Source organism: Pelomonas sp. Root1444, assembly GCF_001426885.1.
Taxonomy (GTDB): Bacteria; Pseudomonadota; Gammaproteobacteria; order Burkholderiales; family Burkholderiaceae_C; genus Pelomonas.
The window spans coordinates 71,517-88,355 of record NZ_LMFP01000032.1 but is presented as its reverse complement, the minus strand read 5'-3'; the positions used below and the strand labels follow the sequence as shown (position 1 = coordinate 88,355).

The 16,839-nt window shown below is 63.8% G+C and carries 12 protein-coding genes, 1 tRNA gene and 1 pseudogene; 13 read left to right on the top strand and 1 reads right to left on the bottom strand.

Features of this window, described 5'->3' with window-relative positions; all coding sequences use genetic code 11:
• From tuf to rpoC, 10 genes and pseudogenes are all read left to right on the top strand, one after another.
• A pseudogene (tuf, locus tag ASD35_RS25375) lies at positions 1-220 on the top strand (elongation factor Tu); the annotation flags it as partial.
• A gap of 17 nt (positions 221-237) precedes the next feature.
• A tRNA-Trp gene (locus ASD35_RS25370) sits at positions 238-313 on the top strand.
• A 156-nt stretch (positions 314-469) separates the two neighbouring features.
• On the top strand, positions 470-856 hold the full coding sequence (gene secE, locus ASD35_RS25365; protein ID WP_056877751.1) for a preprotein translocase subunit SecE: 387 nt from the start codon (positions 470-472) through the stop codon (positions 854-856).
• Positions 857-867: 11 nt separating this feature from the next.
• Positions 868-1,446, top strand: a complete 579-nt coding sequence (gene nusG, locus ASD35_RS25360; protein WP_056877750.1) for a transcription termination/antitermination protein NusG — start codon at positions 868-870, stop codon at positions 1,444-1,446.
• Between the two features lie 216 nt (positions 1,447-1,662).
• Positions 1,663-2,100: a 50S ribosomal protein L11 gene (gene rplK, locus ASD35_RS25355; RefSeq protein WP_056877749.1), complete on the top strand. Its 438-nt coding sequence runs from the start codon at positions 1,663-1,665 to the stop codon at positions 2,098-2,100.
• Between the two features lies 1 nt (position 2,101).
• Positions 2,102-2,812, top strand: a complete 711-nt coding sequence (gene rplA / locus ASD35_RS25350) for a 50S ribosomal protein L1 (RefSeq protein ID WP_056877748.1) — start codon at positions 2,102-2,104, stop codon at positions 2,810-2,812.
• 281 nt (positions 2,813-3,093) lie between these two features.
• Entirely contained in the window at positions 3,094-3,630 is a 537-nt protein-coding gene (gene rplJ / locus ASD35_RS25345) for a 50S ribosomal protein L10 (protein ID WP_056877747.1), read from the top strand.
• Positions 3,631-3,681: 51 nt separating this feature from the next.
• Positions 3,682-4,062, top strand: a complete 381-nt coding sequence (gene rplL / locus ASD35_RS25340) for a 50S ribosomal protein L7/L12 (protein WP_056877746.1) — start codon at positions 3,682-3,684, stop codon at positions 4,060-4,062.
• A gap of 428 nt (positions 4,063-4,490) precedes the next feature.
• Entirely contained in the window at positions 4,491-8,612 is a 4,122-nt protein-coding gene (gene rpoB / locus ASD35_RS25335; RefSeq protein ID WP_056877745.1) for a DNA-directed RNA polymerase subunit beta, read from the top strand.
• A gap of 11 nt (positions 8,613-8,623) precedes the next feature.
• The gene (gene rpoC, locus ASD35_RS25330; RefSeq protein WP_056877744.1) at positions 8,624-12,838 is read left to right on the top strand and encodes a DNA-directed RNA polymerase subunit beta'; all 4,215 of its coding nucleotides are present in this window, start codon (positions 8,624-8,626) and stop codon (positions 12,836-12,838) included.
• Between the two features lie 62 nt (positions 12,839-12,900).
• Here rpoC and ASD35_RS25325 read toward each other — a convergent pair whose 3' ends face one another.
• Positions 12,901-13,344: a putative toxin-antitoxin system toxin component, PIN family gene (locus tag ASD35_RS25325; RefSeq protein WP_056877743.1), complete on the bottom strand. Its 444-nt coding sequence runs from the start codon at positions 13,342-13,344 to the stop codon at positions 12,901-12,903.
• Positions 13,345-13,480: 136 nt separating this feature from the next.
• On the opposite strand from ASD35_RS25325, the gene rpsL reads away from it, so the two are divergent.
• From rpsL to fusA, 3 genes are all read left to right on the top strand, one after another.
• On the top strand, positions 13,481-13,855 hold the full coding sequence (gene rpsL / locus ASD35_RS25320; protein ID WP_056265769.1) for a 30S ribosomal protein S12: 375 nt from the start codon (positions 13,481-13,483) through the stop codon (positions 13,853-13,855).
• Positions 13,856-14,014: 159 nt separating this feature from the next.
• Positions 14,015-14,485 carry a 30S ribosomal protein S7 gene (gene rpsG, locus ASD35_RS25315; protein WP_056194782.1) on the top strand — a complete coding sequence of 157 codons (471 nt, stop codon included), beginning with the start codon at positions 14,015-14,017 and terminating at the stop codon, positions 14,483-14,485.
• A 69-nt stretch (positions 14,486-14,554) separates the two neighbouring features.
• On the top strand, positions 14,555-16,660 hold the full coding sequence (fusA, locus tag ASD35_RS25310) for an elongation factor G (RefSeq protein ID WP_056877742.1): 2,106 nt from the start codon (positions 14,555-14,557) through the stop codon (positions 16,658-16,660).
• Positions 16,661-16,839: the final 179 nt, after the last annotated feature.

Genomic DNA, 16,839 nt, shown 5'->3' with positions numbered 1-16,839 from the left:
GTTCTTCAACAACTACCGTCCCCAGTTCTACTTCCGCACGACGGACGTGACCGGTGCGGTGGAGCTGCCGAAGGACAAGGAAATGGTCATGCCCGGCGACAACGTCGGCATCACCGTGAAGCTGATCGCGCCGATCGCGATGGAAACCGGCCTGCGCTTCGCCATCCGTGAGGGCGGTCGTACCGTCGGCTCGGGCGTCGTTGCAACGATCCTCGCGTAAGTCAAGTTTTAGGCCGCAGGGGCATAGCTCAATTGGCAGAGCGTCGGTCTCCAAAACCGAAGGTTGGGGGTTCGAGACCCTCTGCCCCTGCCACCCGCCACTGATCACGGCGGTTGGTTCCCCGGCTAACCAAGCATCGGCCCGCGAGAGAGATCTCGGCGGGCCTTGCTGCTGATGGCTGCAAGCCAGAGGCAGTGTCTGAATCGCCACCAGGAATGCTGAATTCGGGTGGTACGTGAAAGTGAAGTGATGGCGAATCCTCCCCAAGTCGAGACCGTGACGAGCGGCGCCGACAAGGCCAAGTTGACCGTTGCGGTGTTGCTGTTGATCGGCGCGCTGGCGGCTTACTACGGCCTGTCGAAGCAGGGCCCGTGGGTGCAATGGGCCTCGCTGGTCGTGCTGCTGGCTGCGGGCGTGGCTGCCTTCTTCACATCCGAGCATGGCAAGGCGCTGATCGCCTACGGCCGCGACTCGTGGCGTGAGGTTCGCAAGGTTGTTTGGCCGTCGCACAAGGAAGCCCGGCAGATGACGGCCTATGTATTTGCCTTCGTCGTTGTCATGGCGCTGTTCCTGTGGCTGACGGACAAGACGCTGGAATGGGTGCTGTACGACCTGATCCTGGGCTGGAAGCGCTGAGAAGGAACGAGATGAGCGAAGAGCAAAACGTCGCGGCCACCGAGGCGCCTGCAGGTCTGCCCAAGCGCTGGTATGTGGTCCATGCCTATTCGGGCATGGAGAAGGCCGTCGAGCGCAACCTGCGCGAACGCATCGACCGCGCCGGCATGCAAGACAAATTCGGCCGCATCCTGGTGCCGACCGAAGAAGTCGTCGAATTGAAGAATGGCAAGAAGGCCGTCACCGAGCGCCGCTTCTTCCCCGGCTATGTGCTGGTCGAGATGGTCATGGACGACGACTCCTGGCACCTGGTGAAGCACACCTCCAAGGTGACCGGCTTCGTCGGCGGCGCCAAGAACCGCCCGGCGCCGATCTCCGAAGCCGAGGTCATGAAGATCGTCAACCAGATGCAGGAAGGCGTCGAGAAGCCCCGGCCCAAGGTCGAGTGGACGGTCGGCGAAGTCGTGCGCGTCAAGGAGGGCCCCTTCACCGACTTCAATGGGTCGGTCGAGGAAGTCAACTACGACAAGTCCAAGGTGCGTGTGTCGGTCACGATCTTCGGACGCGCCACGCCGGTCGAACTGGACTTCGCGCAGGTTGAAAAAGTGTGACGGTATGCCGGCACACTTTTTGCCGCTGCCCGAAGGGCTAAGGCAAAAGGTCTGACGCCGTAGAATCGTGGGTTGGCCGGCGCCCTAACGCCGGTCCGTGACCAGTCTGCAACGAGAGGCGGACAAGAGGAGCAAAGGTAAGGGGCGTGCCCCGAGTCCGATGCGCTAGCACTCAGGTGTTCAGGCCTTGCCGCCCGGGCACTGATTGGAGAAAACATGGCAAAGAAAATTGTCGGCTTCATCAAGCTGCAAATTCCGGCCGGCAAGGCAAATCCTTCGCCGCCGGTGGGTCCCGCGCTGGGTCAGCGTGGCCTGAACATCATGGAGTTCTGCAAGGCGTTCAACGCCCAGACGTCCGGCGCCGGTTTCGAGCCGGGCATGAAGCTGCCGGTGGTCATCACCGCCTTCGCCGACAAGAGCTTCACCTTCGTCATCAAGTCGCCCCCGGCGACCGTGCTGCTGAAGAAGGCCGCCAAGATCGAGAAGGGCTCGCAGCGCCCCCACCTGGACAAGGTCGGCAAGCTGACCCGCGCCCAGCTGGAAGAGATCGCAAAGATCAAGACCAAGGACCTGACGGCCGCCGATCTGGACGCCGCGGTCAAGACCATCGCCGGCTCTGCCCGTTCGATGGGCATCATCGTGGAAGGGGTCTGACATGGCCAAGCTCACCAAGAAGCAAAAGGCGCTGGCTGGCAAGGTCGAGTCGACCAAGCTGTACGCGCTGACCGAAGCCCTGGACCTGGTCAAGAGCCTGGCCAGCGCCAAGTTTGATGAGTCCATCGACGTGGCCGTGCAACTCGGCATCGACGCCAAGAAGTCGGACCAGGTCGTGCGTGGCGCCGTCGTGATGCCCAACGGCACCGGCAAGACCAAGCGCGTCGCCGTGTTCGCCCAAGGTGCCAAGGCTGACGAAGCCCGCGCCGCTGGCGCCGACGTCGTCGGCATGGAAGACCTGGCCGAGCGCGTCAAGGCGGGCGACATGCCTTTCGACGTGGTCATCGCCTCGCCGGACACGATGCGTGTCGTCGGTACCCTGGGCCAAATCCTGGGCCCGCGCGGCCTGATGCCGAACCCCAAGGTCGGCACCGTGACCCCGGACGTCGCCACCGCCGTCAAGAACGCCAAGGCTGGCCAGGTCCAGTTCCGCGTCGACAAGGCCGGCATCATTCACGGCACCCTCGGCCGTCGCTCGTTCGACACCGACAAGCTGGAAGGCAACCTGCGCGCGCTGATCGAGGCCCTGAACAAGGCCAAGCCGGCGTCGAGCAAGGGCGTCTACCTGCGCAAGGTCGCCGTGTCCTCGACGATGGGCGTCGGTGCCCGCGTCGAAATTGCATCGATCAACGCCCAGGCCAACGCTGCCTGACCGGCGGCCAGGCCTTTATGGCCTGGCGCACTGAATCTGCCCGGGGCGAGTCTGGCCTCGGGCGACAAGATTGGTGGGGCGTGGTTCCGGTTCGCTGGAGCTGCGCGTCATCCAAGACCGTTGGTGGAGACCCCTTAAATCGAAGTCACCGATTCGTCGGTGGCCGAGAACCAACGCAGATGGCGGTCCCGCTGAAAGGAATTCGTTCCTGACAGATGGTCGCTGAATCCCTGGCGCTCTCGAGGCCGCAAGGCCGAGGGGGCAAATGTGAGGAGTAGACCTTGAGTCTCAATCGCAACGAGAAGGCAGTCGTCGTCTCCGACGTCGCAGCGCAAGCTGCCAAGTCGCAGACGCTGGCGTTGGCCGAGTACCGTGGCCTCACCGTGGAAGCCTTGAACAAGCTGCGCGTCGACGCGCGGTCCAAGGGTGTCTATCTTCACGTGCTGAAGAACACCCTGGCCCGTCGCGCCGTTGCCGGCACCCCGTTCGAAGCTGCTGCGGAGAGCATGGTCGGCCCGCTGATCTACGGCTTTTCGGAAGACGCTGTCGCGGCTGCCAAAGTCATCGCTGACTTTGCCAAGACCAACGACAAGCTCGTCATCAAGGGCGGTGCGTACGGTGGCAAGGCTCTGGACGTTGCTGGCGTGAAGGCGCTGGCTTCGGTCCCGAGCAAGGAAGTGCTGCTGTCGCAAATCGCTGGCCTGCTGCTGTCGCCGGTGCAACGCACTGCGGCCGTGCTGGCTGCCCTGGCTGCAAAGCGTGGCGAAGGCGCCGCTTCCCCGGAAGCTGCTGCCGAAGAAGCCCCGGCCGCGGCCTGATCGACGAACAACGCGTTCACACGCAACCCATCTGTTATTTAGGAACACATCATGGCATTCGATAAAGACGCTTTCCTGACCGCCCTGGACAGCATGTCCGTCCTGGAACTGAACGACCTGGTCAAGGCAATTGAAGAGAAGTTCGGCGTGTCCGCCGCTTCGATGGCTGCTCCGGCCGCCGGTGGCGCTGCTGGCGGTGGCGCTGCTGCCGTTGAAGAGAAGACCGAATTCAACGTCGTGCTGGTCGAAGCCGGCGCGCAGAAGGTCGGCGTCATCAAGGCCGTCCGCGAAATCACCGGCCTGGGCCTCAAGGAAGCCAAGGACCTGGTCGACGGCGCGCCGAAGAACGTCAAGGAAGGCATTGCCAAGGCTGACGCCGAAGCTGCTGTCAAGAAGCTGGTCGAAGCCGGCGCCAAGGCCGAAATCAAGTAATTCGACGGGGGCTCGGCCACTGCGCCGGCCGATCTCGGGCCATCGATGCTCACTGCACGCAAGTGCGGTTCCGCGTCTCAGGCCCGACCTCGACCGGCTCGCGACGCCGCTCCCCCGCCGAATCCGGTTGGCCGGATTCAAGAAAGGGGTTGCCTTTGGGCTTCCCCTTTTTCGTCTTTGCGGGTTAATCCCGCTTGAGAACAGCTGAAAGCACTCAGCGCAGTATGATGCGCAGTTCTTTCACGTGTTCTCTGATCCGACTGCAGAGAACCAGTTTGGTCGGGCTCTGGTGCAATGCCAGGGTTGTCCGCCAGCGGTTGGTAGTGGCCAACCACCAAGCTAGGCATCCCCCGTTCTGGGCGGATGTGCCAGCCAGTCGCCGACGCGGCTCGCCCCACGGCCAGGGGTGGGCTCGACACGGAGTGTTTATGGCGCAAGCAACCCCCTACAGCTACACCGAGCGCAAGCGGATCCGCAAGAGCTTCGGCAAGCGCGAGAGCGTTCTCAACGTTCCCTATCTGCTGACGATGCAGAAGGACAGCTACGTCGCCTTCCTGCAGAAGGACGTGCCCCCCGCCAAGCGCAAGCCCGAAGGGCTGCAGGCGGCTTTCCTTTCGGCGTTCCCGATTGTTTCGCACAACGGTTTCGTCGAGATGAAGTTCCTCGAATTCAACATCGCCAAACCGCCGTTCGACACCCGTGAGTGCCAGCAGCGCGGCTTGACCTATGCGGCCGCCGTGCGCGCGCGCCTGCAGATGATCATTTACGACCGTGAGTCGCCCCAGGCGAAGACCGTCAAGGAAATCAAGGAGCAAGAGGTCTACATGGGCGAAGTGCCCCTGATGACCGACTACGGCTCCTTCATCGTCAACGGTACCGAGCGCGTCATCGTGTCGCAGCTGCACCGTTCGCCGGGCGTGTTCTTCGAGCACGACAAGGGCAAGACGCACTCGTCGGGCAAGTTGCTGTTCAGCGCCCGCATCATTCCGTACCGCGGCTCCTGGCTGGACTTCGAGTTCGACCCGAAGGACATCCTGTACTTCCGCGTCGACCGCCGCCGCAAGATGCCGGTCACGATCCTGCTCAAGGCCATTGGCCTGAACCCCGAGCAGATCCTGGCCCACTTCTTCGTGTTCGACAACTTCCGCCTGATGGACGTCGGTGCGCAGCTCGAATTCGTCGCCGACCGCCTGAAGGGTGAAGTCGCCCGCTTCGACATCGTCGACAAGTCGGGCGCCGTCATCGTCGAGAAAGACAAGCGCATCACGGCTCGGCACGTGCGCCAGCTGGAGCAATCCGGCACGCAGCACATCTCGGTGCCGGAAGACTTCCTGGTCGGCCGCGTGCTGGCCAAGAACATGATCGACGCCGACACCGGCGAGATCATCGCCAAGGCCAATGACGAACTGACCGAAGCGCTGCTGAAGAAGCTGCGCCAGGCCGGCGTCAAGGAAATCCAGTGCCTGTTCACGAACGAGCTGGACGAAGGCGCCTACATCAGCCAGACGCTGGCTTCGGACGAGACCTCCGACCAGCTGGCCGCACGCGTCGCCATCTACCGCATGATGCGCCCCGGCGAGCCGCCGACGGAAGACGCCGTCGAAGCGCTGTTCAACCGCCTGTTCTACAGCACCGACACCTACGACCTGAGCCGTGTCGGCCGCATGAAGTTCAACGCGCGTGTCGGCCGTGACACGCCCGAAGGCAACATGAACCTGTCCAACGAGGACATCCTTGACGTCGTCAAGATCCTCGTCGAGCTGCGCAATGGCCGCGGCGAAGTGGACGACATCGACCACCTGGGCAACCGCCGCGTGCGTTGCGTGGGCGAGCTGGCCGAGAACCAGTACCGCTCGGGTCTCGCCCGCATCGAGAAGGCCGTCAAGGAACGTCTGGGCCAGGCCGAGACCGAAGCCCTGATGCCGCACGACCTGATCAACTCCAAGCCGATCTCCGCGGCACTGAAGGAGTTCTTCGGCGCGTCGCAGTTGTCGCAGTTCATGGACCAGACCAACCCGCTGTCCGAGATCACGCACAAGCGTCGCGTCTCGGCCCTCGGCCCGGGCGGTCTGACCCGCGAGCGCGCAGGCTTCGAAGTCCGCGACGTGCACCCGACCCACTACGGCCGCGTCTGCCCGATCGAAACGCCTGAAGGCCCGAACATCGGCCTGATCAACTCGCTGGCGCTGTTCGCGCAGCTCAACGAGTACGGCTTCCTGGAAACGCCTTACCGCCGCGTCGTCGACGGCAAGGTGACCGACCAGATCGACTACCTGTCCGCCATCGAGGAAGGCAAGTACGTCATCGCTCAGGCGAACGCGACGCTGAACGCGACCGGCGAGCTGACCGACGAGCTGGTCTCGGCGCGTGAGAACGGCGAATCGGTGCTGACTTCGCCCGAGCGCATCCAGTACATGGACGTGGCGCCGACGCAGATCGTGTCGGTCGCAGCCTCGCTCGTGCCCTTCCTGGAGCACGACGACGCGAACCGCGCGCTGATGGGCGCCAACATGCAGCGCCAGGCCGTGCCGGTGCTGCGCCCTGAGAAGGCTTTCGTGGGCACGGGCGTCGAGCGCGTGGCGGCGAAGGACTCGGGCACGGTGGTCGCGGCGCGTCGTGGCGGCGTGGTCGACTATGTCGACACGAACCGCATCGTGATCCGCGTGAACGATGCCGAGACCGTGGCCGGTGAGGTTGGCGTCGACATCTACAACCTGATCAAGTACCAGCGTTCCAACCAGAACACGAACATCCACCAGCGTCCCATCGTCAAGCGTGGCGACAAGGTGGCGGCCGAGGACATCATTGCCGACGGCGCCTCCACGGACATCGGCGAGCTGGCCCTGGGCCAGAACATGCTGGTCGCGTTCATGCCCTGGAACGGCTACAACTTCGAGGACTCGATCCTCATCAGCGAACGTGTCATCGCCGAAGACCGCTACACCTCGATCCACATCGAGGAACTGGTGGTCAACGCGCGTGACACCAAGCTGGGCGCCGAGGAAATCACCCGCGACATCCCGAACCTGTCGGAGCAGCAACTCGGCCGCCTGGACGAGTCGGGCATCGTCTACGTCGGTGCCGAGGTGAACCCGGGCGACGTGCTGGTCGGCAAGGTCACGCCCAAGGGCGAAACCACGCTGACGCCGGAAGAGAAGCTGCTGCGCGCGATCTTCGGCGAGAAGGCTTCGGACGTGAAGGACACGTCGCTGCGCGTCGACCAGGGCACCAGCGGCACCGTCATCGACGTGCAGGTCTTCACCCGTGAAGGCATCCAGCGCGACAAGCGCGCCCAGCAGATCATCGACGACGAGCTCAAGCGCTACCGCCTGGACCTGAACGACCAGCTGCGCATCGTCGAGAGCGACGCCTTCGACCGTATCGAGAAGCTGCTGGTCGGCAAGAGCGCCAACGGCGGTCCGCAGAAGATCGCCAAGGGCACCGTCATCACCAAGGACTACCTGGCTTCGGTCGAGAAGTTCCACTGGTTCGACGTGCGCCCGGCCGATGAAGAGATCGCCAACCAGCTCGAGTCGATCAAGAACTCGCTCGACCAGACCCGTCACAGCTTCGACCTGGCTTTTGAAGAAAAGCGCAAGAAGCTGACGCAGGGCGACGAGCTGCCGGCCGGCGTGCTCAAGATGGTCAAGGTCTACCTGGCCGTCAAGCGCCGCCTGCAGCCTGGCGACAAGATGGCCGGCCGTCACGGCAACAAGGGTGTCGTCTCCAAGGTCGTCCCGATCGAAGACATGCCCTACATGGCCGACGGCACGCCTGCCGACATCGTGCTGAACCCGCTGGGCGTGCCCTCGCGGATGAACGTGGGCCAGGTGCTGGAAGTGCATCTGGGCTGGGCCGGCAAGGGCATCGGCCAGCGCATCGGCGACATGCTGCAGCAGCAGACCAAGGTGGCCGAGCTGCGCAAGCTGTTCGACGAGCTCTACAACCAGAGCGGCGGCAAGACCGAAAGCATCGACGACCTGACGGACGACGAAGTGCTGGAGATGGCTTCCAACCTCGCCAAGGGCGTGCCCTTCGCGACGCCCGTGTTCGACGGCGCCAAGGAAGAAGAAATCCGCACGATGCTGAAGCTGGCCTATCCGGACGACATCGCCGCCAAGAAGGGGCTGACGCCGACCCGCACGCAGGCCTGGCTGTGCGACGGCCGCACCGGCGAGCAGTTCGAGCGCCCGGTCACCGTCGGCTACATGCACGTGCTGAAGCTGCACCACTTGGTGGACGACAAGATGCACGCCCGCTCGACCGGCCCGTACTCGCTCGTCACGCAGCAGCCGCTGGGCGGCAAGGCGCAGTTCGGCGGCCAGCGCTTCGGCGAAATGGAAGTCTGGGCGCTGGAAGCCTATGGCGCCTCGTACATCCTGCAGGAAATGCTGACGGTCAAGTCCGACGACGTGAACGGCCGCACCAAGGTCTACGAAAGCATCGTCAAGGGCGAACACGCCATCGAAGCGGGCATGCCCGAATCGTTCAACGTCCTGGTCAAGGAGATTCGCTCCCTTGGCATCGACATTGAACTGGAACGCAATTAAGGAGCAGATGCATGAAGGGACTACTCGACCTTTTCAAGCAATTCACCCCCGATGAGCATTTCGATGCCATCAAGATCGGCCTGGCTTCTCCGGAGAAGATCCGCAGCTGGTCGTTCGGCGAGGTGAAGAAGCCCGAGACCATCAACTACCGCACCTTCAAGCCGGAACGCGACGGCCTGTTCTGCGCCAAGATCTTTGGCCCGATCAAAGACTACGAGTGCCTGTGCGGCAAGTACAAGCGCCTGAAGCACCGCGGCGTCATCTGCGAGAAGTGCGGCGTCGAAGTCACGCAGACCAAGGTCCGCCGTGACCGCATGGGCCACATCGACCTGGCCGCGCCCTGCGCTCACATCTGGTTCCTGAAGTCGCTGCCGTCGCGTCTGGGCCTGGTGCTCGACATGACGCTGCGCGACATCGAGCGCGTGCTGTACTTCGAGGCGTACGTGGTCGTCGACCCGGGCATGACGCCGCTTAAGAAGTTCTCGATCATGAGCGAGGACGACTACGACGCCAAGCGCATCGAATTCGGCGACGAATTCATCGCGCTGATGGGCGCCGAGGGCATCAAGAAGCTGCTGGAGGAGATGGATCTCGACATCGAGATCGATCGCCTGCGCAACGACATGACCGGCTCGGAGCTCAAGGTCAAGAAGAACTCCAAGCGCCTGAAGGTCATGGAGGCCTTCAAGAAGTCCGGCATCAAGCCGAACTGGATGGTGCTGGACGTTCTGCCCGTGCTGCCGCCGGACCTGCGCCCGCTGGTGCCGCTGGACGGTGGCCGCTTCGCGACCTCCGACCTGAACGACCTCTATCGTCGCGTCATCAACCGCAACAACCGCCTGGCCCGCCTGCTCGAGCTGAAGGCCCCTGAAATCATCGTGCGCAACGAAAAGCGCATGCTGCAGGAAGCCGTCGACTCGCTGCTGGACAACGGCCGCCGCGGCAAGGCGATGACCGGCGCGAACAAGCGTGCCCTCAAGTCGCTGGCCGACATGATCAAGGGCAAGAGCGGTCGCTTCCGTCAGAACCTGCTGGGCAAGCGCGTCGACTACTCGGGCCGTTCGGTCATCGTGGTCGGCCCGACGCTCAAGCTGCACCAGTGCGGCCTGCCCAAGCTGATGGCGCTTGAGCTGTTCAAGCCCTTCATCTTCAGCCGTCTCGAAGCCATGGGCATCGCGACGACGATCAAGGCCGCCAAGAAGGAAGTCGAATCCGGCACGCCGGTGGTCTGGGACATCCTTGAAGAAGTCATCAAGGAGCACCCGGTCCTGCTGAACCGCGCCCCGACGCTGCACCGCCTCGGCATCCAGGCCTTCGAGCCCGTGCTGATCGAAGGCAAGGCCATCCAGCTGCACCCGCTCGTCTGCTCGGCCTTCAACGCCGACTTCGACGGTGACCAGATGGCCGTCCACGTGCCGCTGTCGATCGAAGCGCAGATGGAAGCCCGCACGCTGATGCTGGCCTCCAACAACGTGCTGTTCCCGGCCTCGGGCGAGCCGTCGATCGTGCCGTCGCAGGACGTGGTGCTGGGTCTGTACTACGCGACCCGCGAGCGCACCAACGGCAAGGGCGAGGGCATGATCTTCTCGGACATTCCCGAGATGATCCGCGCGCTGGAGAACGGCGCCGTGGAAATCACCGCCAAGGTCAGCGTGCGCCTGGTCGAGTGGACCAAGGACAAGGACACCGGCGAATTCGTGGCCGAAACCAAGCTGACGGACACCACCGTCGGCCGTGCGCTGCTGTCCGAAATCCTGCCCAAGGGCCTGCCCTTCAGCAACATCAACAAGGCGCTGAAGAAGAAGGAGATCAGCAAGCTGATCAACACCTCCTTCCGCAAGTGCGGCCTGAAGGAAACGGTCGTGCTGGCCGACAAGCTGCTGCAAAGCGGCTTCAAGTTGGCAACGCGTGCCGGCATCTCCATCGCCATCGACGACATGTTGGTGCCCAAGGAGAAGTACACCGTCATCGACCGCGCCGAGAAGGAAGTCAAGGAGATCGAGCAGCAGTACGTCTCGGGCCTCGTGACCGCCGGTGAGCGCTACAACAAGGTCGTGGACATCTGGGGCAAGGCCGGCGACGAGATCGGCAAGAAGATGATGGACCACCTGAAGGTCGAGAAGACGACCGATCGCAACGGCAAGACCGTCGATCAGGAGTCCTTCAACTCGATCTACATGATGGCCGACTCGGGTGCGCGGGGTTCCGCCGCCCAGATCCGCCAGCTGGCCGGCATGCGCGGCCTGATGGCCAAGCCGGACGGCTCCATCATCGAGACGCCCATCACGGCGAACTTCCGTGAAGGCCTGAACGTGTTGCAGTACTTCATCTCCACCCACGGCGCCCGCAAGGGCCTGGCGGACACGGCGTTGAAGACCGCGAACTCCGGCTACCTGACGCGCCGCCTGGTCGACGTGACCCAGGATCTGGTCGTCATCGAGGAAGACTGCGGCACCGACAACGGCATGGCGATGCGCGCCTTGGTCGAAGGCGGTGAAGTGATCGAATCGCTGCGCGACCGCGTCCTCGGCCGCGTCACCGCCATCGACGTCGTGCACCCCGAGACCCAGGTCTCGCTGCTCGGCGCCGGCAAGATGCTGGACGAAGACACGCTGGACGTGCTGGAGCAGGCCGGTGTCGACGAGATCAAGGTCCGCACGCCGCTGACCTGCGCCACGCGCTTCGGCCTGTGCGCCAAGTGCTACGGCCGCGACCTCGGCCGTGGCGGCCTGGTCAACGTCGGTGAGGCGGTCGGCGTCATCGCCGCGCAGTCCATCGGCGAACCGGGCACGCAGCTGACGATGCGGACCTTCCACATCGGTGGTGCGGCATCGCGTGCCGCCGTCGCTTCCAGCGTCGAAGCCAAGTCGGACGGCATCATCGGCTTCAACGCCACGATGCGTTACGTCACCAACGGCAAGGGCGAACTGGTCGTGATTTCCCGCTCCGGCGAGATCATCATTGCCGACCCGCACGGCCGCGAGCGTGAGCGTCACAAGGTGCCGTACGGCGCGATCCTGAACATCAAGGCCAGCCAGACCATCAAGGCCGGCACGGTGCTCGCCAACTGGGATCCGCTGACCCGCCCGATCATCACGGAATTCGCCGGTCAGGCGAAGTTCGAGAACGTCGAGGAAGGCGTGACCGTTGCCAAGCAGGTCGACGAGGTGACCGGCCTGTCGACGCTCGTGGTCATCGACCCGAAGCGCCGCGGCGCCGCCAAGGTCATCCGGCCGCAGGTCAAGCTGCTGGACGCCGGCGGGCACGAGGTCAAGATCCCTGGTACCGACCACTCGGTGGCCATCGGCTTCCAGGTCGGCTCGCTGATCCAGATCCGCGACGGCCAGGAACTGCTGCCCGGTGAAGTGCTCGCCCGCATCCCGGTCGAAGGCCAGAAGACCCGCGACATCACCGGCGGTCTGCCGCGCGTGGCGGAACTCTTCGAAGCCCGCTCGCCCAAGGACGTCGGCGTGCTGGCCGAGCAGACCGGCACGGTGTCGTTCGGCAAGGAGACCAAGGGCAAGATCCGCCTGCAGATCACCGATCCGGACGGCAAGGCCCACGAGGAACTCGTGCCCAAGGAAAAGAACATCCTGGTGCACGAAGGCCAGGTGGTGAACCGTGGCGAGTTGATCGTCGACGGCGCAGCGGACCCGCAGGACATCCTGCGCCTGCTCGGCATCGAGGAACTGGCGCGCTACATCGTCGACGAGGTGCAGGACGTGTACCGACTCCAGGGCGTGAAGATCAACGACAAGCACATCGAGGTGATCGTTCGCCAGATGCTGCGTCGCGTGATGATCACCAACCCGGGCGACACGCACTACATCCTGAACGAGCAGGTCGAGCGTTCGGAGCTGCTGGACACCAACGACCGCATGCGCAAGGAAGGCAAGATGATTGCCACCCACGCGGATGTGCTGCTGGGCATCACCAAGGCCTCGCTGTCGACGGACTCCTTCATCTCCGCCGCCTCCTTCCAGGAAACGACCCGCGTGCTCACCGAGGCTGCCATCATGGGCAAGCGCGACGAACTGCGTGGCCTGAAGGAAAACGTCATCGTCGGTCGCCTGATCCCCGCGGGCACCGGCATGGCCTTCCACGAGGCACGCCGTGCCAAGGAAGCCATGGACGATGCCGAGCGCCGTGCCATTGCCCTGCAGGAGGCCGAGGAACTGGCCGCCGCGCAGATGGCGGATGTGGACGCCGGCCACTCGGCCGAGTAAGCCGAAGAGGGCTCTGCCCTCACAAGCCGCCCCGGTTCACGCCGCGGGCGGCTTTTTCTTTGTCAGTCCGGTGTCCAGAGCTCCGGCTTGACGATGAGCAGGCCGCGCAGCCTGGCTCGCCTGGCCAGCGCCAGCAGCGCCTTGTCGCGCGACACCAGCCAACGTGCGCCGCAGGCGAGGGCCAGGTCGATGAACTTCTGGTCGTCGGGGTCGCGGCACACGAGGCGGGGCGAGGGTTCGGCCGCCGCCGTGGCTTCCGAGTGGGCGTCGAAGCTCGCCTCGATCAGCGCCAGGTCCGGCGCGTAGCTTGCCGCGACACCGCGGCCCAAAACGTGGCGGATCTCGTCGCGCATCGCCGGGGCCACGAGCCAGCGCAGGCCGCCCGACTTCAGCGCGGCGGCGAGCGATTGCACGCGCGCGTCGTTGAAGACCAGCCAGTCCAGGACGACCTGGGTGTCGACCACGATGGTCGGACGGGTGTCGGTGGGCGAGAGGGGTTCGGGCATGCCGCCAGCTTAACCGCGGCCCTTGTGCCGCAAACCCCAGCGGTCTACAATCGCCGGCTCTCCGCCTTTTGGGTGCTGCGTTCGCGCGCGCTCGAAAACCGCGGGGTTCACTGACTTCAAACGGGAACAAGTCGTAATGCCAACCATCAATCAACTGGTGCGCCACGGTCGAGAGGCCGAGGTCATCAAATCCAAGTCGCCTGCGATGCAGAACTGCCCGCAGCGCCGCGGCGTCTGCACCCGCGTGTACACCACCACGCCGAAGAAGCCGAACTCCGCGCTGCGTAAGGTCGCCAAGGTGCGCCTGACCAACGGCTTCGAAGTCATCTCCTACATCGGCGGTGAAGGCCACAACCTGCAAGAACACAGCGTCGTGCTGGTTCGCGGCGGCCGCGTGAAGGACTTGCCCGGCGTGCGTTACCACATCGTCCGTGGCTCGCTCGACCTGCAAGGCGTCAAGGATCGCAAGCAGTCGCGTTCCAAGTACGGCGCGAAGCGTCCGAAGAAGTAAATCGTTTGTCGGGCCCAGTCGCCATCGGCTGACCCAACGTTGTTGCGACCCCTGAAATGTCTCGGTGGGTCGAGTAAGTGGATGACCCCAGATGTCGGTGGTTGTCCAACGGAGTCAGGTCAAAAGGCCGTCTCCAACTGAAGCAAAAGGAAGAGTGCCATGCCACGTCGTCGCGAAGTACCCAAGCGCGAAATCCTGCCGGACCCCAAGTTCGGTTCCGTCGATCTGTCCAAGTTCATGAACGTCATCATGGAATCGGGCAAGAAGGCCGTCGCCGAGCGCATCATCTACGGTGCCCTGGAGCAGGTCGAGAAGAAGATCGGCAAGGACCCGCTGGAAGTGTTCATGGTCGCCCTGAACAACGTGAAGCCCATGGTCGAAGTGAAGTCCCGCCGCGTCGGCGGTGCGAACTACCAAGTTCCCGTGGAAGTTCGCCCCGTCCGCCGGATGGCTCTGGCCATGCGTTGGTTGAAGGAATCGGCCCGCAAGCGCGGTGAGAAGTCCATGGCCCAGCGCCTGGCCAATGAACTGCTGGAGGCCGCTGAAGGCCGCGGCGGCGCGATGAAGAAGCGCGACGAAGTTCACCGCATGGCAGAAGCCAACAAGGCCTTCTCGCACTTCCGCTTCTAAACTCACTGTCTTTCGGCCGCCTCGGGTTTCTACCAACCCGCTGGCGGCTCCTGTCTTCTGGAGCAAACCATGGCCCGCAAAACCCCCATCGAGCGCTACCGCAACATCGGTATCTCTGCGCACATCGATGCCGGCAAGACCACCACGACCGAACGCATCCTCTACTACACCGGTGTGAACCACAAGATCGGTGAGGTGCACGACGGCGCCGCCACGATGGACTGGATGGAGCAGGAGCAGGAGCGTGGCATCACGATCACGTCCGCTGCCACGACCTGCTTCTGGAAGGGCATGGACTTGGCGCGTCCCGAGCACCGCATCAACATCATCGACACCCCCGGGCACGTCGACTTCACGATTGAGGTCGAGCGCTCGATGCGCGTGCTGGACGGCGCCTGCATGGTCTATTGCGCCGTGGGCGGCGTGCAGCCCCAGTCGGAAACCGTCTGGCGCCAGGCCAACAAGTACAAGGTGCCCCGCCTCGCGTTCGTCAACAAGATGGACCGCACCGGCGCGAACTTCTTCAAGGTCTACGACCAGATGAAGCTGCGCCTGAAGGCCAACCCCGTGCCCGTCGTGATCCCCATCGGCGCCGAGGAAAACTTCACCGGCGTGATCGACCTCATCAAGATGAAGGCGATCATCTGGGACGAAGCCTCGCAGGGCATGAAGTTCAGCTACGAAGAGATTCCCGCCGAGCTGCAGGCCGACGCCGTCAAATGGCGCGAGAACCTCATCGAGGCCGCCGCTGAGTCCAGCGAAGACCTGATGAACAAGTACCTGGAGTCGGGCGAGCTGACGGAAGACGAAGTCATCTCCGCCATCCGCAAGCGCACCATCGCCGCTGAAATCCAGCCGATGTTCTGCGGCACCGCCTTCAAGAACAAGGGCGTGCAGCGCATGCTGGACGGCGTGATCGACTTCATGCCTTCGCCCATCGACGTGCCGCCGGTGCCGGGCACCGACGAGGACGAGAAGGAAGTCGTCCGCAAGGCCGACGACAACGAGAAGTTCGCAGCGCTGGCGTTCAAGCTGATGACCGACCCCTACGTCGGCCAGCTGACCTTCGTGCGCGTCTACTCCGGCGTGCTGAAGTCCGGCGACTCGGTCTTCAACCCGATCCGCGGCAAGAAGGAGCGCATCGGCCGGATCCTGCAGATGCACGCCAACCAGCGCGAAGAAATCTCGGAAATTCTGGCCGGCGACATCGCCGCCTGCGTGGGCCTGAAGGACGTCACCACGGGCGAAACCCTGTGCGACCCGGAAAGCATCATCACGCTGGAAAAGATGATCTTCCCGGAGCCGGTGATCTCGCAGGCCGTCGAGCCCAAGACCAAGGCCGACCAGGAAAAGATGGGCATCGCCCTGGGCCGCCTGGCCAAGGAAGACCCGTCCTTCCGTCTGCGCACCGATGAAGAGTCCGGCCAGACCATCATCTCCGGCATGGGCGAGCTGCACCTGGAAATCATCGTCGACCGCATGAAGCGCGAGTTCGGCGTGGAAGCCAACGTCGGCAAGCCGCAAGTGGCCTACCGCGAAACCATCCGCAAGACCGCGACCGACGTCGAAGGCAAGTTCGTCCGCCAGTCCGGCGGCAAGGGCCAGTACGGCCACGTCGTGCTGACCGTCGAGCCGCAAGAGCCGGGCAAGGGCTTCGAGTTCGTCGACGCCATCAAGGGCGGCGTGGTGCCGCGCGAGTACATCCCCGCGGTCGAGAAGGGTGTCATCGACACGTTGCCGAACGGCGTGCTGGCGGGCTACCCGGTCGTGGACGTCAAGGTCACGCTGACCTTCGGCTCGTACCACGACGTGGACTCGAACGAAAACGCGTTCAAGATGGCCGCCTCGATGGGCTTCAAGGAAGCCTGCCGCCGCGCCAGCCCCGTCATCCTTGAGCCGATGATGGCCGTGGAAGTCGAGACGCCGGAAGACTACGCCGGTACGGTCATGGGCGACCTGTCCAGCCGTCGCGGCATGGTGCAGGGCATGGACGACATGGTCGGTGGTGGCAAGGTCATCAAGGCCGAAGTGCCGCTGAGCGAAATGTTCGGCTACTCCACGTCGCTGCGCTCGGCCACGCAAGGCCGCGCCACGTACACGATGGAGTTCAAGCACTACTCCGAGGCGCCCAAGAACGTTGCCGACGCCATCATCACGGCGCGCGGCAAGGCCTGATCCGCAACTGATGCGAATCGTCTTCACAGCGGCCCGCCCGCTTCGCCAGTCGGCGGGAATCACGGGCGCTGTGGAAACGCTAAACCAACAGACTGGCGAGATGCTCTTTTTGGAGATTTGAAATGGCAAAAGGCAAGTTTGAACGGACCAAGCCGCACGTGAACGTGGGCACGATCGGT